We start from the raw sequence: 21735 nt of genomic DNA on the forward strand, positions 1-21735 counted from the left end.
CTGGCCTCAGCCCCGGTACTTGCCCAGTTCCATCTTGCCCAACTGGTTGCGATGCACCTCGTCCGGTCCGTCGGCCAGGCGCAGGGTGCGGGCACTGGCATAGGCCCAGGCCAGGGGGAAATCGTCCGACACCCCGCCGCCGCCATGCGCCTGGATGGCCATGTCGATCACCTGGCAGGCCACATTGGGGGCCACCACCTTGATCATGGCGATCTCGGCCTTGGCGCCCTTGTTGCCCACCGTGTCCATCATGTGCGCGGCCTTCAGCGTCAGCAGGCGGGCCTGGTCGATGGCGACGCGGGCGTCGGCGATGCGCTCCAGCCAGATGCTCTGCGCCGCGATGGGCTTGCCGAAGGCGACGCGCGTCGACAGGCGCTTGCACATCAGTTCCAGGGCTCGCTCCGACGCGCCGATCAGGCGCATGCAATGATGGATGCGGCCCGGCCCCAGGCGGCCTTGCGCGATTTCGAACCCGCGGCCCTCGCCCAGCAGGATGTTCTCTGCCGGCACGCGCACATTCTCGAACAGCACCTCGGAATGGCCGTGCGGCGCGTCATCATAGCCGAAGACGGGCAGGGGCCGTTTCACGGTCACGCCCGGCGTGTCGGTGGGGACCAGGATCATGGATTGCTGGCGGTGGCGGTCGGGATTGTCCGGGTCGGTCTTGCCCATGACGATCATGATCTTGCAGCGCGTGTCACTGGCCCCGCTGATCCACCATTTGCGGCCATTGATCACATAATCGTCACCGTCGCGCATGATGCGGGTGGCGATGTTCGTGGCGTCGGACGAGGCGACATCCGGTTCCGTCATGGCGAAGGCTGACCGTATCTCCCCCGCCAGCAGCGGCTTCAGCCAGCGCTCCTGATGCGCGGGAGAGGCGTAGCGGACCAGCACCTCCATATTGCCCGTGTCGGGGGCGGAACAGTTGAAGATTTCCGGGGCCCAGTGGCTGCGGCCCATGATCTCGCACAGCGGGGCATATTCCAGGTTGGTCAGGCCGGCGCCCTTGTCCGATTCCGGCAGGAACAGGTTCCACAGGCCGGCCTCGCGCGCCTTCTGCTTCAATTCATCCAGCAGCGGCAACGGCTTCCATCGCGTTTCCCCCTCCGCCACCTGCGCGGACAGGGCCTTTTCGTTGGGATAGACATGCGCCTCCATGAAGGCCGTCAGCCGTTCATGCAGGGCGCTGGCGCGCGGGGACATCTCGAAGATGGCGGTCATGGCGTGGGTTCCTGTCTGGCTGCGACCGCCCGGGTGGCGGGCGGTCCGCGCCCTTCCTGGCCAGGCGGTGCTGAACTGAACGTGTCCGGTCTGCGGTGGAAGCCCTCTTCCTCTCAACCCCCGCACAGGCGGAAGTGAGGGGGCGGGGCGGTTCAGCCGAAGCTGTTCCGCCCTTCCGCCACCAGCCGCTTCAGCAGGGGAGCCGGTTCCCAATAGGCGCCGTCGGCATCGCCGGCCGCCACGGCATCCGCATGATAGCGGCTGATATCGGCCAGGACCTTGTCCAGGCCGGACAGTTCCGCGAACTTCATGGGGCCGCCGCGCCAGGCGGGGAAGCCGTAGCCGTAGATATAGACGATGTCGATATCCCCGGACCGCATCGCCATCCCTTCGTCCAGGATGCGTGCGCCCTCGTTCACCAGGGTGTAGATCAGGCGCCGGGCGATCTCCTCGTTGCCGATCTCGCGCGGGGTGATGCCCCTTTCGGCGCGATAGGCATCGACCACGGCCGTGATTTCCGGGTCGGGCAGGGGCGTGCGGCTGCCGGGCTCATAGCGATACCAGCCCCGGCCGTTCTTCTGTCCCTTGCGGGATGGGTCGATCCGGTCGGAAAGCGGCGTGCCGTAGATCAGGCCGGCGGCCACGCGGCGGGCACGGATGAAACCCATCACGTCCAGGCCGGCCAGATCACCCATGGCGAACGGCCCCATGGCCAGCCCGAATTCCAGGGCGGCCTTGTCCACCTGCTCGACCGAGGCGCCTTCGATCACCAGGCGCTGGGCCTCCGTCGCGTAATATTGCACCATGCGGTTGCCGACGAAGCCGTCGCAATTGCCGACCAGCACGGACACCTTGCCGATCTTCCGGCCCACGCCCATGGCCGTGGCGATCACGTCGGGGGCCGTGTGACGGCCGCGCACCACCTCCAGCAGCTTCATGACATTGGCCGGGCTGAAGAAATGCATGCCGATGACATCGGCCGGCCGGGACGTGTTGGCGGCGATGGCATCCAGGTCCAGGGTGGAGGTGTTGGACGCCAGGATGGCGCCCGGCTTCGCCACCTCGTCCAGGCGGCGGAAGACCTTGGCCTTCACGTCCATATCCTCGAACACCGCTTCCACGATCAGGTCGGCGTCGGCCAGATCGGCATAGTCGGTGGTGGGCTGGATCAGCGACAGGCGCTTGTCCATGTCCGCCTGCGACAGGCGGCCCTTGGCGACGGTGCCGGCATAATTCTTGGCGATGACGGCGATGCCGCGGTCCAGTGCGGCCCGGTCCAGGTCCAGCAGGCGCACGGGGATGCCGGCATTGGCAAAGCACATGGCGATGCCGCCGCCCATGGTGCCGCTGCCCAGCACGGCCACCTGTTCCAGCTTGCGCGGGGTCACATCGGCGGGCAGGTCGGGGATCTTGGTCACGGCGCGTTCGGCGAAGAAGACATGGATCAGGGCCTTGGCCTGATCATGCGCCATGCATTCGGTGAACAGTTCGCGCTCGCGCTTCAGCCCTTCATCGAAGGGCAGGGTGAAGGCGGCCTCCACGGCATCGACGCAGCGTTGCGGCGCGAACTGGCCGCGGGCCGATTTCGCCAGGGCGGCGCGGGCCGTGTCGAACACATCCGTGCCCCGGTCGGCGGCCAGCTTCTCTTCCCGGTCACGGGTGCGCGTGTGCGGGCCCGCCGGCAGGCGGGTGGCGAAATCCAGGGCCACGGAAAGCGGGTCGGCCCCCTCGCCCACATGGTCGATGATACCCAGCGCCAGCGCCTTGGCGGCCGGCAGGAAGGTGCCCGTGGTGATCATCTCGATCGCGGTCTTCGCGCCGACCAGCCGCGACAGGCGCTGTGTGCCGCCGCCGCCGGGCAGGATGCCCAGCTTCACTTCCGGCAGGCCGACCTGTGCCTTGGGCACGGCGACGCGATAATGGCAGGACAATGCCACCTCCAGCCCGCCGCCCAGTGCCGTGCCGTGCAGTGCGGCGATGACAGGCTTGGGCCCGTTCTCGATCAGCGCATTGACATCGTTCAGGTCGGGATCGGCCATGCCGCCCTTGATGAATTCCGTGATGTCGGCCCCGGCGATGAAGGTGCGGCCGGCGCCGACGATGACCAGCGCGGTGACGGCCGGATCGGCATAGCCCTGGCCCACGCAATCGATCACCCCCTGGCGCACCGCCTGCGACAGGGCATTCACGGGCGGGCTGTCGATGGTGACGATGCCGATCGCGCCCTGGCGATCATAGCGGACGGGCTGGGTCATCTCTGGTGTCTTCCCCCTGGGGGCCGGTGCCGGCAAAAAAGCCGGCCGGGCCATTGTCATACGCCGATGGTAGTTTCAAACGGATGTTTAAGTCAACCTGTGTCCTCCCCGCGACCTTCCGTTACGTCATGCCAGCGGATTTGCCGCAAAACAGAGATGTTGGCGCGGGCCGCCGCTGCGGATAGTCTGTGAACAGTCGTTTGAGACCCGCGCGCGGCAGGGGCACAGCCCCGGGCCGGCCGGTGCGGGGGGCCTTCAGCGGAAGAACAGCGTCCCGGTCCGATGGCGGATGGCGGCGGGCGCCTGGGGGGATGGAGCGGATGAGGGTTGTTGCCGAACAGGCCGAAGCGGACGCCGCGGGTATCGCCGCGCGGCAGGATACGAAGGAAGTGATCCTGGATTCCGCCGAACGGCTGTTTGCCGAGAAAAGCTATGCCAGCGTCTCCTTGCGTGAGCTGACGCAGGCGGCCGGTGTCAATCTGGCCGCCGTGAACTATCATTTCGGGTCCAAGGATGCGTTGCTGATCGCGGTTTTCCGGCGTGGCGCCCTGGCCCTGAACCGTGAGCGCGCGCGCATGCTGCGCGAGGCGGAGGAAAAGGCCGGGGGCGGCACGCCGCCGCTGCGCGAGATCGTGTCGGCCCTGGTCCTGCCGGCCATCCGTTATTCCTTCACCTCCACCCGCCTGGCGCTCTACAACCAGTTCGTGGCCTTCGCCCGGGGGGATGGCCCGGCGGAGGCGCGGGAGATTCTGGACAAGGATGTGGGGCATCTTCAGCGTTTTGCCCTGTCGCTGGCCCGCGCCCTGCCGCACCTGCCGCAGCAGGAGGTCTATTGGCGGCTGCATTTCGCCATGGGGGTGCTGCATTCCCTTTATACCGACATGAAGCGGCTGGAATCGCTGTCCGGCGGCCTTTGCCAGCTGGATGATCTGGAGGCGGTGGCCGTCCGCGTCGTCGATTATGTGACGGCGGGGCTGGAGGCGCCCTTCGCCGGCCCTCTTGTGCAGGAGAAGACGGCATGATGATGCGCCGGGCCATGTTCGCCGTTCTGTCCGCCTGTCTTCTGACGGCATCGCCGGCCTGGGCCGGGGAACGCGCCGTCACTGTTGCCGCGGCGGGGAACGTGCGGCTTTCCGGCACGCTGCTGCTGCCCGACGGGCCGGCCCCGGCCGGTGGGTTTCCGGCCCTGTTGCTGGTGCAGGGCAGCGGCCCCACGGACCGGGACGGCAGCCAGAAAGGCATGCAGGCCGACCTGTTGAAGCAGGTGGCGGCGGCGCTGGCCGGGAAGGGTATCGCCAGCTTGCGGCTGGACAAGCGCGGCATGCATGCCAACGCGGCCCAGATGCCGGAGGATGCGGCCGGTCTGGCCGCCTTCTACACCTGGGATGCGGCCATTGGTGATCTGGCCGCGTCCTATGCCGCGCTGGGGGGCGAAGCGGGGATCGATCCGGCCCGCACCGGCATCCTGGGCCACAGCGAAGGCGCCCTGCTGCTGCTGGCGGCGGCCGATGCCGGCAAGGTGGCGCCCCGCGCGGCGGTGATGCTGGCCGGTCCCGGCCGGCCGCTGGGCGACCTGCTGGCCGAGCAGTTGACGCGCCTGCTGATCCGGCAGGGGGCGCCGCCGGCCGTGCAGCAGCAATTCCTGGACGCCGACCGGGCCATCCGGCAGGAGATCGTTGCCACGGGGCAGGTGCCCGTGGACAAGGTGCCGCCGGGGCTCCAGGCGCTCTATCCCGCCTATCTGGGCAATTTCCTGCATGGGCTGCTGACATTCGATCCGGCGGCGGCGGCCGGCCGCGCGCGGATGCCCCTGCTGGCCCTGTTCGGCAGCCGGGATATGCAGGTATCGCCGGAACAGGATGCCGCCGCGCTGCGCCGCACCCTGTCGGGGCGCACGGATGGCAGCGCCGTGATCGTGCTGGACGGATTGAGCCACAATATGAAGCGCGGCGATCCAGGCTTCACGGGTCCTGCCGACCCGGCGGCCCTGACGGCTGTGACGGACTGGGTCGCCGGGCATCTTTAGCAGCTTTCCCTTGAGCGGCTTTCCCTTGAGCGGCGCCCTTGACGGGGAAGCTGTCACGCCCGGGACCGCCGCCGCGCGGCACATGCCGCATCGCCAGGCTGCCGGCGGGCAGCGCCGTCAAGCGGGGCCGGTGATCGGTTGCGATCGCCGGGACGTGGTCTCAACCCCGCTTGTGGCCGGCGGGGAAACCATGCTGGAAATCGCAAGGCAAATATCAAGCCGGATGCCTGTGACAAACGACAGGGTCTTGCACAGGTTTGAAGAAAACGTGCCATTATACCTGTCGTTTTATCTCCAGAATCAGGCTTTCCATGACCCTTTCCCCTTCGATCGACCCAGTGCGCCTTTTGTCTTCCGTGGGTCATGACCTGCGGCAGCCATTTCAGGCCATGCGTCTTTTCCTGCATCTCTTGCAGGGCCGATTAAGTGATCCGGGGCAGGTGGAACTGGCCGGCCGGCTGGAGGAAGCGCTGGAGATCGGGGCCGCCCAGATGGATGCCGTGCTGACCCTGGCCTCCCTGGCCGCCGGCACGGCCCGTGTCCGGCGGGAACAGGTTCCCCTGGGGCCGCTGCTGGACCGCGTCGTGGGCGAACTGGCCCCGCAGGCCGAGGCCGCGGGCATCCGCCTGCGGCTGGTTCGCAGCAGCGTGACGGTCCAGACCGATCCCGTGATGCTGGACCGCCTGCTGCGGGCCGTGGTCGAAAATGCCATCCATCATGGAAGGCGGGGCGGGAAGGTGGTGATCGGCGTGCGCCGGGCCGGCGGCCCCGCCCTGTTGGTCGCCGACGACGGACCGGGCATCCCCGCCGATCAGCGGTCGCGCATGCTGGAGCCGGGCGGCCGGCTGGACCGGGCCGACGGGCCGGCCCGCCGCGGCCTGGGATTGGGGCTGGCCCTCACGGACCATATCGCCCGCAGCCTGGATCATGATCTCATGCTGGGCGGCGACCGCGGCCTTTCGGTCCTGCTGCGCCTGGGCTGATCCCGGCCCAATACGGGAAGGTCGTAAGTAAGCATGGCGAATGATAAAGCTGACCACAGAGGTGGTTAACATCCGCCATCACGAGGTGCTAAAGATACTTTTCCGCTAACGGCGATCAACCAAATCCGTGACTAAATGGCGGACTTCCTGGGCGATAGGTTGCCGGGGGACTTGGGGGAGCAAAATAAGTGCAAGCTGACTTCCTGGATGCACACCAACGGCACCTCGATGATGCGGAGCGCCTTTTCCAATCCGGCCGCTTGGCCAATGCTGATCACCTCTATGGGATAGCGTCGGAATGCGGCCTGAAACGGCTGATGGTGGCGTTCGGCATGGCAGTAGACACCCTCACCGGCGATCCGACGGATGTGAATAAGGATCGGAAGCACGTCGACGTCATCTGGGCGAGGTATGAAACCTACCGCAGCGGACACCATAAAGGCACAGGATACCCATTACCCGCTTCCAACCCCTTTGGTGATTGGGCTGTAAACCAACGTTATGCTCACCAAGGAAATTTCGATGCGGCACGGGTGCAGCCCCATCAAGCGGCTGCACAGATCGTTTGTGAACTGATTAAGAAGGCCAGTCGGGAGGGGTTGATATGACCACTTTCGACCAAATCCTGCCCATCACGGTGGAGGTGTTGCGGGCACATCAAGGCGTGGTTGCCCAACTGGATTGGTTATTGGTGAACCGCGACCTTAATGGACGTGTCCGCCTGATCGCGCCGGACAGCACGGCCTCGGCTGCTGGCCTTCGGGAACAACTTGAGGTCCTGTATAGCGATTTGGCGGGGCGGATCAAACCGCACGCCCATGCGGCAGGGACGGGGATTCTTTATGAAGCCTCGCGCGATGAGGCCTGCCACGGGACATCGGCGTTCCCGATTGGCGACGGGGATAAGGTTTGGTTCGTTGACCGTCTGGCGACGGAAAGCCGGTGGGAGTTGATAGAGGACGTATCCACCGGCGCACCACGCATCGTGTTCTTTTCCATCAAGGGTGGGGTCGGCCGTTCAACAGCCCTTGCGGCCAGCGCATGGTCATTGGCCATGCAGGGCAAACGGGTGCTGGTGCTGGACCTGGACCTGGAATCACCGGGCCTGTCCAGTGCTTTGCTCCCGACCGATCGGCAACCCGAATTCGGTATCACCGACTGGTTGGTTGAAGATTTGGTCGATAATGGGGACACGTTGCTGACCGGTATCTATGCTACCAGCGATCTGCCCACCCCCGGTCAGATTGTTATCGTGCCGGCGCATGGGAAGGAACCGGGGGAATATGTTTCCAAGCTGGGGCGAGCCTGGATGCCGAAACGCGATAGCCGGGGGACACTGGAATCCTGGTCAAAGCGCCTGGACCGGCTGGTCAACCGATTGGAAAATACTCATCAACCGGACGTCATCCTCATCGATTCCCGCGCGGGCATCGATGAGGTGGCGGCGGCCTGTGTGACGGACCTGGGAGCGCACACGGTGTTGATGTTTGCCATCCAGGGCCAACAGACCTGGACGGGATACCGCGCACTGTTCTCGCACTGGCAGCAGCGCAGCGTTATCACCCAAATCCGCGATCGCCTGCAACTGGTTGCCGGCCTGGTTCCAGATGATGAACGCCGGCTTGAGTATCTGACGGCGCTGCGCGCCGATTCCTATGCCTTGTTCGAGGATACCTATGACCAAGTGGAGCCGGGGGCAGTCAGCGATTGGAACTTCGAAGAAGACGACGATAACGCCCCCCACTCCCCCCTGGCCATTCGTTGGAACCGTGGCTGGTACGGTATGTTGAGCCTGCAGCACCGAATGGTTCAGGTGGATCCCGGGGAAGTGAATTCGGTCTTCGGAAGTTTGCTGGGTTTCCTGGATCGGGCTGTCGGCAAAGGGAGTGCCGCATGACGAACGCGCAGGCGATACGGCTGGCCATCCAAGCGGCCCCATTTGAGTTGGACAATACGGGAGATACGCCCAAGCCGGGTACACTTCACATCCCCTTGGCCCACCGCAAGGCATTGGCGCGCGAGGCCGTGCTGGTGATCGGCGCGCGCGGGGTTGGCAAGTCGTTCTGGACGGCCGCGTTGAGCGACGATGCCCTGCGCAGACAAATCGGCGCCGCGGTGCCGGAGCTGGTCAATACCACCATCTACGTCGGTTACGCGGCAAGGTCGGACCTCAGGTCGTACCCTGATGTTGAGACTTTCAAGGCCCTGCTTGGCCAGGGATGTGAACCATACACCGTCTGGCGGGCTGTCGTTCTGAGGTGGCTGGCACAGGTCGCTGGCCGACAGGTCCCTGTCGAAACATGGAAGGCAACTGTGGAATGGGTGAGAGACAACCCGGAGCCCTTCGCCCAGATCATTGAGGCTGCTAATGAGAAACTGGCTTCCAATGGTCAGTTCGGGCTCATCCTCTTTGACGCTCTGGACCGAACCAGCCATGATTGGGGAACGATGAACCTCATCGTCCGCGATCTGCTGCGGGTTGCACTATGGTTACGTGATCTTTCGCGCCTGCGCGCGAAAATATTCCTGCGCCCCGATCAGATGGAACGCACAGTTACTGCCTTCCCCGATGCATCAAAAATCACCTCGACAGGCGTACAACTGACCTGGGATCGGCATGATTTGCACGCCATGCTCTGGCAACGGCTCATCAATGCGCCCGATCAACATGGAATATGCCTACGCTCTGTGGTGACGTCCGTTCTGCCGCCTTCAGATTTATTGACCAACCATGGAAGTCACTGGTCATTGCCATCCGTATTGACGTCGGACTCGCCCTATCAGCGGCGCTTGTTCGAAGCGCTGGCCGGGGACAAGATGGGCAAGGATGCGCGCCGCGGTGTTCCCTATGTTTGGAGCGTCGGTCATCTGGCCGATGGTCATGGCTGGACATCACCGCGCTCATTTCTGGCGGCCATTCTAGGTGCTGCTGACGATAGCGCTCAGCGCTACGCTGACTACCCATTGGCCCTTCACTACGAAAGCATTAAGCGCGGCATTCAAAAGGCATCACAAATTCGCGTAATCCAAGTTGCAGAAGACGATCCATGGGTTCCAGGGGTCATGGAACCCCTTAGCGGAATTAATGTTCCCTGCGATTTCGAAACGATTTCTAACGCCTGGGCCGGGAAATTTCCCGGGGGGGCAAGCACGATCCCATCAGATCAACTCCCCCCCCAGCATACTGAAAGCTGGGAGGGGGTTCGCAAGGATCTGGAACGCCTCGGCATTCTTGTCACCCGGAAAGATGGCCGAATTGATATGCCGGATCTTTATCGCGTGGGCTTTGGCCTGGGCCGTCGCGGAGGTGTAGCGCCTAGAAAGTGACCGTAGTGAGCCTCTGTTTGTACAGCCCACAAAGGAAAAGCGACATTTATGTGTGGATGATAAGATTGAGGTGCAAAGTTGTCTCCTGTCCATCAAACCGCCCCTTGCCACAAAGCCCCCATCCCGTCGCCCACGCGCCGGCTTTAGGATTAGCCCCTCTTGGTGCTTGACTCCGCCGCGTAACAGGCGGCCTGATACATCATGATCATTCCGCCGCATCTTCCGCCGCTGCCGACAGCGCAGGCGGCCCCATCGCCATCACCGCAGAATAATGCGGCCATGGCGACGGCTGCCGTTGCGGCGCAGAAGCTGGCCAAGCCGACGGAAACACAGACGCGCCGTGCCGCCAGTGCCGTGGCCCAGGGCGATCGCTCCCGCGAGAATACGGATGGCACCTTCGTCGGCCATGCGTTCGACAATGAGGCGGCGGCCGTCAACAGCCGGACGAACGGTCCCCCGCCGCGTGGCCGGGGTGACAAGCTGGACCTCAGCGTCTGAACCCACGCCATTTTGAACCCACGCCATGCTGACCGGCCTGAACCGGTCCGGGATTGTCGGCGGCTCCAACTCCTGAGAGGATGGGGCTACGATGAGCAAGACAACGAACAAATTTTCGGCTGAGGTCCGCGAGCGGGCTGTTCGGCTGGTGCTGGACCACGAGAAGGATCATCCGTCGCGATGGGCGGCAGTTTCATCCGTGGCATCCAAGATCGGGTGTTCGGCGCACACGCTGAATGAATGGGTCAAGAGAGCCGAGGTAGAAAGCGGCAGCCGTGCTGGCATTCCGCTGGATGTGCTGGAGAAGTTGAAGGCGCAGGAGCGGGAGATCCGTGAGCTGCGCCAGGCGAATGAGATCCTGCGCAAGGCATCGGCATATTTCGCGATGGCGGAGCTCGACCGCCGACAGAAATGATGCTGGGCTTCATCGATGCCCACCGCCAGGAATACGGGGTCGAGCCGATTTGCGAGGTTTTGCCAATCGCCCCGTCAACTGTGCGTCGGCATGCGGCCCGCGCCGCTGATCGGGCCAAACTGCCGGCGCGGGCACAGCGCGATATCGGCTTGAAGGCCGCTATCCGCCGGGTGTTCGAAGAGAATTTCCAGGTCTATGGGGTGCGCAAGGTGTGGCGGCAGTTGCAGCGCGAGGGCATCCAGGTGGCGCGCTGCACGGTCGCGCGGCTGATGCGGGAGATGGGCCTGCGCGGTGCCATCCGTGGAAAGCCGGTGAAAACCACCATTGCCGACAAGGCCTTACCCTGTCCGCTGGATCGGGTGAACCGGCAATTCCGGGCGGACAGGCCCGATCAACTGTGGCTTTCTGATTTCACGTATGTGTCCACCTGGAGCGGGTTCGTCTATGTGGCTTTCATCATCGACGCCTTTGCCCGGCGGATCGTCGGCTGGCGAGTGTCCCGGACGGCCGACGCCGGTTTTGTCCTGGATGCCCTGGAGCAGGCCCTGCACCAGCGCCGACCGAAGGGGAAATCCGGACTGGTTCACCATTCGGACCGGGGCAGCCAATATTTGTCCATCCGATACACCGAGCGGCTGGGGCTGGCCGGCATCGAACCGTCGGTCGGCAGCGTCGGCGATTCATACGACAATGCCTTGGCCGAAACCGTCAACGGCCTCTACAAGGCGGAGGTCATTCACAGGCGAGGACCGTGGAAATCCTTTGAAGCCGTGGAATACGCAACCCTCGAATGGGTCGACTGGTTCAACAACCGACGCCTGCTCGAGCCTATCGGAAATATCCCGCCCGCAGAGGCCGAACAACGCTATCATGACGCCGTGAGCATTCAGCAAATGGCAGCATGACTCACGAACTTTTGCCGCCGACAATCCCGGCGCGGTTCAGCCCCTGTTGGCCGGCCCCTGTTGGCCGGTTCCCTGTTGGCGGTCCCCAGCCCTGTCCCGACCAACCGGCCTGACAGGGTTCTGGCCTTCTTTCTCATCTTCCGTGCGGCCGGCGGGGCGACATGTCCGGCCCCGCTTCAGGGCGGGCACGCTGGGCTGGACTGCGCCTCTTGTCGGGATCGGGGTGGATCAGGGCACTGTCGCATCCCGCATCTTGTGGCATAAGGGGGCCAACCCCCACGCCCCTGGAACCCGGCCGCCTGTCATGATTCGCCTTGAGAATATCAGCAAACACAATGGTCACCGCATCCTTTTCCTGGAATCCTCCGCGGCGCTGAACCGGGGGGAGAAGGTGGGGCTGGTCGGGCCCAACGGGGCCGGCAAGACCACCTTGTTCCGGATGATCACGGGCGAGGAGCCGCCGGACACGGGCCAGGTGTCGGTGGAGAAACAGGTTTCCATCGGTTATTTCAGCCAGGATGTCGGCGAGATGTCCGGCCGCAGCGCGGTGCAGGAGGTGATGGACGGTGCCGGACCGGTCAGCACGGTCGCCAAGGAGTTGGCGAGCCTGGAAGAGGCCATGGCCGATCCCGGCCAGGCCGACCGCATGGATGCGATCATCGAGCGTTATGGCGAGGTGCAGGCGCGCTTCGATGAGCTGGGCGGCTATGAGCTGGAGGGCCGGGCGCGGGAGGTGCTGGCCGGCCTCAGCTTCAGCCAGGAAATGATGGACAAGGATGTCGGTGCGCTGTCGGGTGGCTGGAAGATGCGCGTGGCGCTGGGCCGCATCCTGCTGATGAAGCCCGACGCCATGCTGCTGGACGAGCCCAGCAACCATCTGGACATTGAAAGCCTGATCTGGCTGGAAGGGTTCCTGAAGGGCTATGACGGTGCCTTGCTGATGACCTCTCACGACCGGGAATTCATGAACCGGATCGTCAACAAGATCATCGAGATCGATGGCGGATCGCTGACCAGCTATTCCGGTGACTATGCCTTCTATGAACAGCAGCGGGCGCTGAACGAGCGGCAGCAGCAGGCGCAGTTTGAACGCCAGCAGGCCATGCTGGCCAAGGAGATCAAGTTCATCGAGCGGTTCAAGGCAAGGGCCTCGCACGCCGCCCAAGTGCAAAGCCGCGTCAAGAAACTGGACAAGATCGACCGGGTCGAACCGCCGAAGCGCCGCCAGACCGTCATGTTCGACTTCCCGCCGGCCCCGCGCTCGGGCGAGGATGTCGCGGTGCTGCGCAATGTGTACAAGGGCTATGGCAGCCGGACCATCTATCAGGGCTTTGATTTCACCATACGCCGGAAGGAGCGCTGGTGCGTCATGGGTGTCAATGGTGCCGGCAAGTCGACGCTGCTGAAGCTGGTGGCGGGTGCCGCACAGCCCGACACCGGCACCGTCAATGTCGGCGCCAGCGTGAAGATGGGCTATTTCTCCCAGCACGCGATGGAATTGCTGGACGGCGAACAGACCGTGTTCGAGGCGCTGGAGAGCGCCTTCCCGCAGGCTGGCCAGGGGTCGCTGCGGGCGCTGGCCGGCTGTTTCGGCTTTTCCGGCGATGATGTGGAAAAACGCTGCCGTGTCCTGTCCGGCGGGGAAAAGGCGCGGCTGGTCATGGCGATCATGCTGTATAACCCGCCGAATTTCCTGGTGCTGGATGAGCCGACCAACCATCTCGACCTCGACACCAAGCAAATGCTGATCACCGCATTGGCCGCCTATGAGGGGACCATGCTGTTCGTGTCGCACGACCGGCACTTCCTGGCGGCACTTTCCAACCGGGTGCTGGAACTGACGCCGGACGGCATCCATCAATATGGCGGCGGCTATACGGAATATGTGGCCAGCACGGGGCAGGAAGCGCCCGGCCTGCACGGCTGACCCGGTTCATGCCAGAAGGTCGGTTTTATCGACGGGACAGGCCCGGGCGTTGCCTGTCCCACAGGGGCACCCCCGTCACAGGCGCCAAACGAGAGCGGTGCTGGCGGGCACCGCGCTAGGCACATATCGCCAACAATTTTCCATCGGTTTGACTTTTGGGAGAAAATTGGCGGACCCGAATGGATTCGAACCATCGGCCTCTGCCTTCGGAGCGCCGAGGCGTTTGGCGCAAAAATGCCCAATCATCAAGGTTTCTGAGGGGTTCAGCTTAGCGAACTGCGCTGATTTTGGCGTCTTGTGACGGGGGTTTGAGCGATGATTGAGCGATGATACATCCATTGCAGGGCCTACCGGCCCTACCCCTGAAGATCGCGTCCAACACCTCTCGTCCTCCAGCAACGACATCACCCCACCGACAAACGCTGTCGTGCCGAATACCGGCTGGCTGATATGGACATTGCGGAACCGACCGCGTGGGCCCAAATTATGACCTCTGCCGCGGTGGCGAGCCACGGTACGAACGTAGGACGAGTTGGAGTGCTAAGCATGTCGACACTGGATTTCAGCCATCTTACCACCGAGCAGCGGCTCGACCTGATTGCAGACCTCTGCGACAGCATCGACCATGACGCGGTACCGCTCACCAACGCCCAGGCCGCTGAGTTGGACCGGCGGCTGGCCATGTTGGATGCGGAGCCGGGCGAGGGCCGCGACGCTTTCGAGGCGCTGGCCGATCTTCGCCGTCGCCACGCGTGATGCGCGTCCGTCTGACGTCTGCCGCCGAGGCCGAACTGGACGACGCGGTGGCGTGGTACGGCGGCATCCGCGAGGGTCTGGCCGCCCGCTTCCTTGACGAGTTTGAGCGTCTGCTGGAGCGCCTGCGCGACAATCCTCACCAGTTTCCCTGTGTCCGTCGGGACATCCGCCGCGTCGGATTTCGCCGCTTCCCCTATGGTCTGGTTTTCCGCATCCTCCCAGGCGAGGTGGAGATCGTCGCCTGTTTCCATGACCGCCGCGACCCACACCAGTGGCAGCAGCGCACATGACGGCACAATCCTTTGGCTACAGAATTACGCAAATCTCATATCATTACCCTAAAGGCTGGGGGGTAATTAATGGGGGCGCCTCATCCGCCCACCCTGTCCCAGAGCGTTCCGCACTCTGTCATGCCGTCCATCGTTGTGGGCATAGACCCTCTCGGCCGTCTCCATGGTGACATCGACCCATTGACAAGCGTCGAACAGCGGCACGCCAGCTTGCGCCAGATGACTGATACAGGTGTGCCGGAGTATGTGGGGGGTGACGATTTCGGGGGCCAAGCCGGCCGCCCTTGCTGCTGAGGCGAACGACCGTTTAACGTCGCGGATGGGCCGGTTATGAGGTCCGTACTCGAACAGATGCGTGCGGGTTCGCCGGCGGGCATGGCGCAAAAACCGGAGAAGCCGATCGGGAATCTCCAGTCGCCCACGGCGCTTTGCCGTTTCTACCCGACCCGTGGGACGGAAATCGATCACGCCCTTTTCGAGATCGACATGTCCGCCTTCGGAATTTGGTGCCCATTGCAGCGTCAGGATCGCCTCTTTCCGGCGTCCCGTGTAGTAGGCGAGGAGAATGAAGAGCGCGAGGTGCCGGCCCGACCTCGCATCTTTCCGCGCCGCCCGGATCAGACGTGCTACCTCTTGACGCGAAAGATAGGCCTCCCGTGGGGCAGATGCGGGTGGACGCCAGACGGTCGGCGCTTCGAGCAGATGGCCTTCCCGCTGACAGTAAGCCAAGGCAGCGGCAAGTGTGGACAACTCGCGCCTGACCGTTGCTGGGGATACAGCCACCGACCGATAGCGGGCAGGATGGGACTCCGGGATACGCTCCCGTTTCTTGCGGGTCTCAAGATATCTGCGACATGTCTCCCCGCGCACCTCAGATACCAGGATATCAGCCCAGAACGGCAACAATGCCTGGATTGCCCATCCGATCCTCTGCGGGTCGGCAGTGGTTGTCGCATGTTGCTCTGCGTAGATGGTCAGTACCTGACCACAGGTCACCGCGTCTGATCGCTTCCCCCTGACGGCCGCCATCTCGTTCTCCACCGCGGTCGCGGCCCGCTGGAGGATGAACTTGGCCAGGGCCAACTCGGCCCCCGCCTTATCCTCCATCGTGCAGCCGGTGGAGATATCGCGCTTCCCTTTCACTGGATCCTGGAAACGGATGTACCAACGATGCGCCGTCGACCCGGTCGTACATATCGGTACGAGCCGCGGTCCCATCACGCCCTTACGCGGGTGATTGGTCCGGTGAGCCATCCTTGGATCACTGCGCCTTACGCTTCGTCAACGCATTGGCGACAGCGCTCAGCTTCGTCACGGATGAATGGCAAGGCGGCCAATCCTGCCCAGTGTTCTTCCGGGCATGATTATCAGGCTGTCGGGCTGTTTGAAGAAAAGCGGTCAGATCATCATGCGTGACGAATATCCTGCCGGCAATACGGGTAGGTCGCAACCGACCCGCTGCCACCTCTGCACGCAGGGATCTGGCCGACACCAGCCCGTCAGGGCGAATCATCAACGCTGCTTCTTCAAGGGTATAAAGCATTTCATGACACCCGGAACCTTTGCACCTACTTAGGCAAATGCTCCGGTCCAGTCATGGTGATCAGTCCTGATCGAATAGCGCTAAATGCATAACTGCATTGCATTGTTGCAAACCTGAAAGTGCCTAGCGGCTGGCTCCTAAAGCGTAAGCATCCGGCGTAGACCCAATTTTCCAATTCCATGGCAGGAGGTCGGCGATGGCCTTTGAGGGATGATCGTGGCTGTGGGTGAGGGTGTCGGCGAGCCAGGCTTGGGGATCGAAGTCATTGAGGTTTGCCGTCTCGATGAGGGTGTAGATGGCGGTGGCCCTATCGTCATCGGCATCAGAGTCGCAGATTGTCCAATTCCGGCGCCCGACGGCGATGCCGCGCAGGGCGCGTTCGGCGGCGTTGTTCGACAGGCATATGCGTCCGTCCTCCAAGAACCGGGTTATGGCGCACCAACTGTTCATGGCGGAGTCCATGGCCTTGGCAGGATCCGACATGGGCGACAGACTGGCTCGTGCGTGACGCTGCCGTTGCTCCAGATCGTCGATCAGGGGGCGGCTTTTCTCATACCGTAAGCATCCGGCGTAGACCCATTCAGGCCTTTGCCTTCCAGTTCCATGGCAAGAGGTCGGCGATGGCCTTTGCGGGATGATCATGGATGCGGGCGAGGGTGTCGGCGAGCCAGGCTTGGGGATCGACGTTGTTGAGCTTTGCGGTCTCGATGAGGGTGTAGATGGCGGCGGCCCTGTCGCCGCCGGCATCGGAACCGCAGAAGGTCCAATTCCGGCGTCCGACGGCGATGCCACGCAAGGCGCGTTCGGCGGCATTGTTCGACAGGCAGATGCGCCCGTCCTCCAGGAACCGGGTCATCGCTTGCCAACGTTTCAAGGCATAGTCCATGGCCTTGGCAGGATCCGACTTGGGCGACAGGCGGGCACAGGCGTGGCGCAGCCATCGCTCCAGATCGTCGATCAGGGGACGGCTTTTCTCCTGGCGGGTTTCGGCACGTTCCGCGATGGCGCGGCCGTTGATGGTCCGCTCGATGGCGAACAACGCGTCGATGCGCTTCACGGCCTCGGCTGCCAGGGGCGACTTGCCATCCTTGGCCAGGTCAAAGAACCGACGGCGGACATGGCTCCAGCATCCGGTCTCCTGGAGGGGACCGGGCTTGCGGGCGGGATCGTAGAGGCCGGCATAGCCGCTGTAGGCGTCGGCCTGGAATATTCCGGCCCAGCCGGCCAAGTGGCGCTGCGGATGTTCGCCGGCACGGGTGCGGGCATAATGGTAGAGGGCGGCGGGCGGATCGCTGCCACCGAACGGCTGATCGTCCCGCACATAGACCCATAGTCGGCCGGTGGCGGCTTTGCCCTTGGCCAGAACCGGCACCGGCGTGTCATCGCCATGGAGACGATCAGCCGCCAGAACGTGGGAGCGTATCGCCGCCACCAGCGGGGCCAGGGTTGCTGCCGCCGCGCCGACCCAGTCGGCCAGAGTGGAAACGTCCAGGTCGACCCCTTCCCGGGCATAGGCGGCACTCTGCCGGTGCAGCGGCAGATGCTGGGCATATTTCCCGGCCAGCACCATGGCCAGCAGGTTCGGCCCGGCCCGGCCACGCCGGATCGGATGGGAGGGCGCCGGCGTCTGGCTTACCGCCTCGCAGGACCGGCAGGCGAACTTCTCCCGCACATGCTGCACCACCTTCCAGCGGCGGGGTTCGCATTCCAGGCTTTCCAGCACATCCTCGCCGATCTTGCGTAAGGCATCGCCGCCGCAGCGGTCGCAGACACAGGGTCCCGGATGGACGATACGCTCCCGTGGCAGCGCCTCCGGCAGTGGTCGCCGCGCCGGCTTGCGCGGTGTGACGGCAAGGGTGGGGGCGGGCGTGCTGAGTTCGCCGGCCACCTCGTTCTCGGCGCTGGTCTCCTCCAACTCCTCCAGTTGCAGTTCCAACTGCTCCACCAGCAGCCTGCCCCGCTCGGAGGATTGGCCGTAAAGCTCCCGCCGGGCCTTGGCCAGGGCTAGACGCAGCCGTTCAATCTCGATCGCCCGTTCACCGGCCTGTTGGCGCGCCGTCGCCAACTCCCCCTGCAACGCCAGGATCAACGCATGGGCTGCCGCCAGATCGGCGGGCAGATTGTCGGCAGCTTGGGCGAGAGGATTGGGGCTGGACATGGGGTCATTGAATCATGCCCACGCCGTCTTGTCTGCAGCTTTTCAGCCCGCCCGTTCGGGCCGGGCCGTGTGTTGCGGCAGCCGCCAGTCGATCCCCTCCAGCAGATAGCCCAACTGGGCCGGGCTCAGCGTCACCGCCCCGTCCACCACCGACGGCCAGATGAACCGGCCGCGCTCCAGGCGCTTGGTGAACAGGCAGGCGCCTTGGCCGTCATGCCAGATGACCTTCACCAGGTCACCGCGGCGGCCACGAAAGACGAACAGGTGACCGCCATGGGGATCGCGTCCCAGAACCTCCTGCACCTGACGGGCAAGGCTGTCGAACCCCTTGCGCATGTCCGTCCGCCCCGTCGCCAGCCACACATGCACCCCCGGCGGGATCGGGATCATCCCGCCCCTCCGGCCGCCCGGATCACCGCCCTGGCCAGCGCCAGATCCACCGACCCCCGCAGCCGCACCTCGACCCCGCCGGGCAGAAGCACGGAGATCTCAGCGACCGATGTTGCGGACGGGCTGGGGGTCGGCAGCGCCGTCTCCGCGACCGGCATGGCCATCGGCTCATTCACAGCGGCAAGCTGGACCGGCGCAAACGCCGGAACCGGGCTGTCGACCGTCGAAACCGATACGCCCAATTGCCGGCGCCACCGGTACAGCAGGCTCTCATGGACCCCGAACCGCCGGGCAACATCCTTGACCACGATCCCCGGCCTGAACGCCGCCTCCACCAGCCGGACCTTCTCCGCGTCCGACCACTTTCGACGCCGCTCCGTACCCGTCAAAACCTCCAGCCGCTGATAAGCCATCACGTTTGCCACTCGTTTGCGTCCGCGCTATCGCGCTTACGCAAAGACTCCCAGCTATCCCGCACACACCGCAAGGCGGTTCACACCGGACGCGTACCTCATACCGGATATTGGCGCGTTCCGGAATGGCGCGGTCGGCCAGGTGCCGATGCAGATGCTCACCGGCGCGGGTGTGGGCATAGTGGTACAGGGCGGCGGACGAATTGCTGCTGCCGAACGGCCAGTCATCCCGCACATACACCCATAATCAACCAGTGGCTGCCTTGGATCGGTTGGGAGGCGGCCGGTGCCTTAGCTTACCGCCTCGCAGGACCGACAGGCGAATTTCTCCCGCACGTCCTCGCCGACCACCATGGCGAGGACGTGCATGAAAAGTTCGTGGCAAGCTTGCAGCGAGCCTACCACAACCCGCCCAGGCTTGACTGGACAGGTATTGTAACATCATTGGATGCGGGGGCAGGATTTGAACCTGCGGCCTTCAGGTTATGAGTTTGAAAAGTACTCGTGCGATCAAATACGACCAAACAAGCCCACTCCCCATAATATATTGTTTATAAATACTAATCACAATGATCCATTGCCTCTCAAGTACGCTTCAGTTACCCTGATTTCACTCTCTCCTGTTACCTATATGTTACCTGCGGACCGGTGGCATGACCACAGTTTTTGGCAGGCACGGAGGCTGATGGTGGCGAAACTGACAAAGCGCGTGGTCGAACAGTTGGAGCCGGAAGCCGTCGAAACCATCCATTGGGATGATGAGCTTCGCGGCTTCGGCGTGCGGGTCTGGCCATCGGGCCGCAAGGTCTATGTGGCCATGACGCGGGTCAAAGGCCGACTACGGAAAGTAACGATCGGCACGCATGGCCCCATCACCGCCGAGAAGGCCCGGATCAAGGCACACGAAATCATCTCACAGGCGAAAGCTGGCAACGACCCTGTCAAGGAGTTGGACGTGGCTCGCAAATCGCCTACGGTCAAAGGGCTCGGCGAGCGTTTCCTCAAGGAACATGTCGCCGTCCGCTGCAAGCCCTCCACCCAGTATGAATACAGGCGCTCCGTCGAGCTGTTCATCAATCCCGAGATCGGTACCCGCAAGGTCCTGGATATCGAGCGCCGGGACATCGCCGAACTGCACCAATCCCTGCAGCATATTCCCTACCAGGCCAACCGGACCCTGGGGGTGTTGTCGAAGATGTTCAATCTTGCCGAGGTCTGGGGATTGCGGCCGGACGGCAGCAATCCGTGCCTGCATGTGAAGAAGTATCGTGAAGAGAAGCGCGAACGGTTCCTGGGTGCCGACGAGTACGCCTCCCTGGGCCGGACATTGGCCGAGGTTGAGGCGGACGGCTCGGAACCTCCGGCCGTGGTCGCCGCCGTCCGGTTGCTGATGCTGACAGGCTGCCGTCTGGGCGAGATCATGACCTTGAAATGGTCCTATGTGGATTGCCAGGCGCGGGTGTTGCGGCTGCCGGATTCCAAGACAGGCGCCAAGGTCGTCCATTTCGGAGAAGCCGTGGCCGCCGTCCTGCGGTCGATCCCCCGGCTGAAGGACAATCCCTGGGTCGTCACCGGCACGAAGGAAGGTGCCCGGCTGACCGATCTGCAGCCGCCCTGGCGCCGCATTCGCAAGAAGGCCGGGCTGGATGATGTCCGCATCCATGACCTGCGGCACTCGTTCGCCAGCGGCGCCCTGTTCCTGGGCGAAGGGCTGCCGATGATCGGCAAGCTGCTCGGACATACCCAGGTGCAGACCACAGCCCGCTATGCCCATCTGGCGGCCGACCCCGTCAAGAATGCCATGGAGAAGGTCTCGGACTTTATCGCCAAGCAGGCGACGATCAGCACAAAACGGCAGCGCAATCACAAATATACGGTCCAGCCCTTGGGATCCTGGGCGAGCGCGAAATCGGCCCCGTAGAGGCAGGGCGCCCCTCCCCTTTCGTCCTTCATAGCTGCTTCTGCATCTCCGGCAGGCGCTACGGCATATCATGGTCAGGATGACAGTGCTGCACCCAGTTGATCGACAAGACGTGCCCGGACAGTCTTGGCAAGTTTGTCCAGGTTCAGCTGTTTCCACCGCACGGCTGGCAGGTTCGCCGCTTCGGGAAGTCCGACGAGACGCCAGTCCGGCTCACCGCGCTTGAACCGCAACAGGAAGTCTCGATGCGCGGCCGGCATCCCGCCGATTATCGTGGCAATCAACGCTTCCCGCGCCGCCGCCAGGTCCTCAAGAACGACGGGCTCCGTCGTCATGCCCTTGAAACCCTGCGCGAACTCCTGCGTCAGGTCTTTGCGACGGGGTGCCACCAGTTCAAATATCAAGCGGTCATGGCTGACCAGATAGACGATGAAGGCGCGGCGCAGTTCGTCATTGATGCCCTCGTTGGCCAGCAGGTCCCTGATGTCGAACAGATCCCGCGGATGTTGCCGGTCGAGTGCCGCCACGATCTTTCCGGCATAAAGATCGGCAAACGAGACGACCTGCATTTCGGCAAAGCCGAACGCCTCCTCCACCGCAGCCGACACAGAGCGCAGCTCCGGTGCGAAGACGCAGCCACGCAGGACGGGCGTCACCTCGACCTTGATCTGGGCATCTGAACCGCGCCGGGATTGTCGGCGGCA

Annotated in this window: 20 protein-coding genes, 1 pseudogene and 1 other annotated feature; of the genes and pseudogenes, 12 read left to right on the forward strand and 9 right to left on the reverse strand. The window is 63.8% G+C overall.

What is annotated here, in order from left to right:
* Positions 1-6 precede the first annotated feature (6 nt).
* Positions 7-1224 (reverse strand): acyl-CoA dehydrogenase family protein, encoded by a 1218-nt coding sequence (locus ABC728_RS17730; protein WP_416620840.1) that lies wholly within the window; start codon positions 1222-1224, stop codon positions 7-9.
* Positions 1225-1376: 152 nt separating this feature from the next.
* Positions 1377-3479 (reverse strand): 3-hydroxyacyl-CoA dehydrogenase NAD-binding domain-containing protein, encoded by a 2103-nt coding sequence (locus tag ABC728_RS17735; RefSeq protein ID WP_416620841.1) that lies wholly within the window; start codon positions 3477-3479, stop codon positions 1377-1379.
* 320 nt (positions 3480-3799) lie between these two features.
* Here ABC728_RS17735 and ABC728_RS17740 point away from each other — a divergent pair, with 320 nt between their 5' ends.
* The 11 genes from ABC728_RS17740 (at position 3800) to ABC728_RS17790 (ending at position 14606) form a co-directional block, all read left to right on the forward strand.
* Positions 3800-4501 carry a TetR/AcrR family transcriptional regulator gene (locus ABC728_RS17740; protein WP_416620842.1) on the forward strand — a complete coding sequence of 234 codons (702 nt, stop codon included), beginning with the start codon at positions 3800-3802 and terminating at the stop codon, positions 4499-4501.
* Positions 4498-5505: an alpha/beta hydrolase family protein gene (locus ABC728_RS17745; RefSeq protein ID WP_416620843.1), complete on the forward strand. Its 1008-nt coding sequence runs from the start codon at positions 4498-4500 to the stop codon at positions 5503-5505. The genes ABC728_RS17740 and ABC728_RS17745 overlap by 4 nt, the downstream gene beginning before the upstream one ends.
* 389 nt (positions 5506-5894) lie before the next feature.
* On the forward strand, positions 5895-6488 hold the full coding sequence (locus tag ABC728_RS17750) for a sensor histidine kinase (RefSeq protein WP_445376629.1): 594 nt from the start codon (positions 5895-5897) through the stop codon (positions 6486-6488).
* Positions 6489-6676: 188 nt separating this feature from the next.
* Entirely contained in the window at positions 6677-7096 is a 420-nt protein-coding gene (locus ABC728_RS17755; RefSeq protein WP_416620845.1) for an SAM-dependent methyltransferase, read from the forward strand.
* Complete coding sequence (locus ABC728_RS17760) at positions 7093-8385, forward strand: KGGVGR-motif variant AAA ATPase (protein ID WP_416620846.1); 1293 nt, start codon at positions 7093-7095, stop codon at positions 8383-8385. Before ABC728_RS17755 ends, ABC728_RS17760 begins: the two co-directional genes overlap by 4 nt.
* Positions 8382-9815: a hypothetical protein gene (locus tag ABC728_RS17765; RefSeq protein WP_416620847.1), complete on the forward strand. Its 1434-nt coding sequence runs from the start codon at positions 8382-8384 to the stop codon at positions 9813-9815. Before ABC728_RS17760 ends, ABC728_RS17765 begins: the two co-directional genes overlap by 4 nt.
* 279 nt (positions 9816-10094) lie before the next feature.
* Positions 10095-10313 (forward strand): hypothetical protein, encoded by a 219-nt coding sequence (locus ABC728_RS17770; RefSeq protein ID WP_416620848.1) that lies wholly within the window; start codon positions 10095-10097, stop codon positions 10311-10313.
* A 91-nt stretch (positions 10314-10404) separates the two neighbouring features.
* A protein-coding gene (locus ABC728_RS17775; RefSeq protein ID WP_445376347.1) for an IS3 family transposase occupies positions 10405-11633 on the forward strand; the annotation gives its coding sequence in 2 pieces (ribosomal slippage) (positions 10405-10699 and positions 10699-11633; 1230 coding nt in all).
* Positions 10686-10802: a sequence feature (AL1L pseudoknot), on the forward strand. It overlaps the preceding gene by 117 nt.
* Positions 11634-11937: 304 nt before the next feature.
* Complete coding sequence (locus ABC728_RS17780; RefSeq protein ID WP_416622317.1) at positions 11938-13560, forward strand: ABC-F family ATP-binding cassette domain-containing protein; 1623 nt, start codon at positions 11938-11940, stop codon at positions 13558-13560.
* 546 nt (positions 13561-14106) lie between these two features.
* Positions 14107-14316 carry an addiction module protein gene (locus ABC728_RS17785; RefSeq protein ID WP_416622318.1) on the forward strand — a complete coding sequence of 70 codons (210 nt, stop codon included), beginning with the start codon at positions 14107-14109 and terminating at the stop codon, positions 14314-14316.
* The gene (locus tag ABC728_RS17790; protein ID WP_416622319.1) at positions 14316-14606 is read left to right on the forward strand and encodes a type II toxin-antitoxin system RelE/ParE family toxin; all 291 of its coding nucleotides are present in this window, start codon (positions 14316-14318) and stop codon (positions 14604-14606) included. Before ABC728_RS17785 ends, ABC728_RS17790 begins: the two co-directional genes overlap by 1 nt.
* A 66-nt stretch (positions 14607-14672) precedes the next feature.
* On the opposite strand, the gene ABC728_RS17795 is transcribed toward ABC728_RS17790, so the two are convergent.
* From ABC728_RS17795 to tnpA, 6 genes are all read right to left on the reverse strand, one after another.
* On the reverse strand, positions 14673-15749 hold the full coding sequence (locus tag ABC728_RS17795) for a tyrosine-type recombinase/integrase (RefSeq protein WP_416622320.1): 1077 nt from the start codon (positions 15747-15749) through the stop codon (positions 14673-14675).
* Positions 15750-15867: 118 nt separating this feature from the next.
* Positions 15868-16149 (reverse strand): helix-turn-helix domain-containing protein, encoded by a 282-nt coding sequence (locus tag ABC728_RS17800; protein ID WP_416622321.1) that lies wholly within the window; start codon positions 16147-16149, stop codon positions 15868-15870.
* Positions 16150-16272: 123 nt separating this feature from the next.
* Positions 16273-16791 carry an IS66 family transposase gene (locus ABC728_RS17805; RefSeq protein WP_445376630.1) on the reverse strand — a complete coding sequence of 173 codons (519 nt, stop codon included), beginning with the start codon at positions 16789-16791 and terminating at the stop codon, positions 16273-16275.
* Entirely contained in the window at positions 16730-18307 is a 1578-nt protein-coding gene (gene tnpC, locus ABC728_RS17810) for an IS66 family transposase (RefSeq protein ID WP_416622349.1), read from the reverse strand. The genes ABC728_RS17805 and tnpC overlap by 62 nt, the downstream gene beginning before the upstream one ends.
* Before the next feature lie 42 nt (positions 18308-18349).
* Positions 18350-18697: an IS66 family insertion sequence element accessory protein TnpB gene (gene tnpB, locus ABC728_RS17815; protein WP_094453379.1), complete on the reverse strand. Its 348-nt coding sequence runs from the start codon at positions 18695-18697 to the stop codon at positions 18350-18352.
* Positions 18694-19110: an IS66-like element accessory protein TnpA gene (gene tnpA / locus ABC728_RS17820; RefSeq protein WP_445376631.1), complete on the reverse strand. Its 417-nt coding sequence runs from the start codon at positions 19108-19110 to the stop codon at positions 18694-18696. Before tnpA ends, tnpB begins: the two co-directional genes overlap by 4 nt.
* Positions 19111-19687: 577 nt before the next feature.
* Between tnpA and ABC728_RS17825 the strand changes: the two genes are divergently transcribed.
* Entirely contained in the window at positions 19688-21031 is a 1344-nt protein-coding gene (locus ABC728_RS17825) for a tyrosine-type recombinase/integrase (protein ID WP_416622347.1), read from the forward strand.
* 74 nt (positions 21032-21105) lie between these two features.
* Here the strand turns inward: ABC728_RS17825 and ABC728_RS17830 are convergent.
* Positions 21106-21702 (reverse strand): annotated as a pseudogene (locus ABC728_RS17830) (nucleotidyl transferase AbiEii/AbiGii toxin family protein); the annotation flags it as partial.
* Between the last annotated feature and the right edge of the window lie 33 nt (positions 21703-21735).

It is taken from the genome of Niveispirillum fermenti (assembly GCF_052474395.1).

Bases quoted from the DNA above. Each gene is read 5' to 3' on its own strand.
- ABC728_RS17780 (WP_416622317.1), top strand. From the start codon at position 11,938: ATGATTCGCCTTGAGAATATCAGCAAACACAATGGTCACCGCATCCTT.
- ABC728_RS17730 (WP_416620840.1), bottom strand. From the start codon at position 1,224: ATGACCGCCATCTTCGAGATGTCCCCGCGCGCCAGCGCCCTGCATGAA.
- ABC728_RS17790 (WP_416622319.1), top strand. From the start codon at position 14,316: ATGCGCGTCCGTCTGACGTCTGCCGCCGAGGCCGAACTGGACGACGCG.
- ABC728_RS17760 (WP_416620846.1), top strand. From the start codon at position 7,093: ATGACCACTTTCGACCAAATCCTGCCCATCACGGTGGAGGTGTTGCGG.
- ABC728_RS17765 (WP_416620847.1), top strand. From the start codon at position 8,382: ATGACGAACGCGCAGGCGATACGGCTGGCCATCCAAGCGGCCCCATTT.
- ABC728_RS17750 (WP_445376629.1), top strand. From the start codon at position 5,895: ATGCGTCTTTTCCTGCATCTCTTGCAGGGCCGATTAAGTGATCCGGGG.
- ABC728_RS17770 (WP_416620848.1), top strand. From the start codon at position 10,095: ATGGCGACGGCTGCCGTTGCGGCGCAGAAGCTGGCCAAGCCGACGGAA.
- ABC728_RS17800 (WP_416622321.1), bottom strand. From the start codon at position 16,149: ATGCTTTATACCCTTGAAGAAGCAGCGTTGATGATTCGCCCTGACGGG.
- tnpB (WP_094453379.1), bottom strand. From the start codon at position 18,697: ATGATCCCGATCCCGCCGGGGGTGCATGTGTGGCTGGCGACGGGGCGG.
- ABC728_RS17745 (WP_416620843.1), top strand. From the start codon at position 4,498: ATGATGATGCGCCGGGCCATGTTCGCCGTTCTGTCCGCCTGTCTTCTG.
- ABC728_RS17735 (WP_416620841.1), bottom strand. From the start codon at position 3,479: ATGACCCAGCCCGTCCGCTATGATCGCCAGGGCGCGATCGGCATCGTC.
- tnpC (WP_416622349.1), bottom strand. From the start codon at position 18,307: ATGTCCAGCCCCAATCCTCTCGCCCAAGCTGCCGACAATCTGCCCGCC.
- tnpA (WP_445376631.1), bottom strand. From the start codon at position 19,110: ATGGCTTATCAGCGGCTGGAGGTTTTGACGGGTACGGAGCGGCGTCGA.
- ABC728_RS17805 (WP_445376630.1), bottom strand. From the start codon at position 16,791: ATGATCATCCCGCAAAGGCCATCGCCGACCTCTTGCCATGGAACTGGA.
- ABC728_RS17785 (WP_416622318.1), top strand. From the start codon at position 14,107: ATGTCGACACTGGATTTCAGCCATCTTACCACCGAGCAGCGGCTCGAC.
- ABC728_RS17740 (WP_416620842.1), top strand. From the start codon at position 3,800: ATGAGGGTTGTTGCCGAACAGGCCGAAGCGGACGCCGCGGGTATCGCC.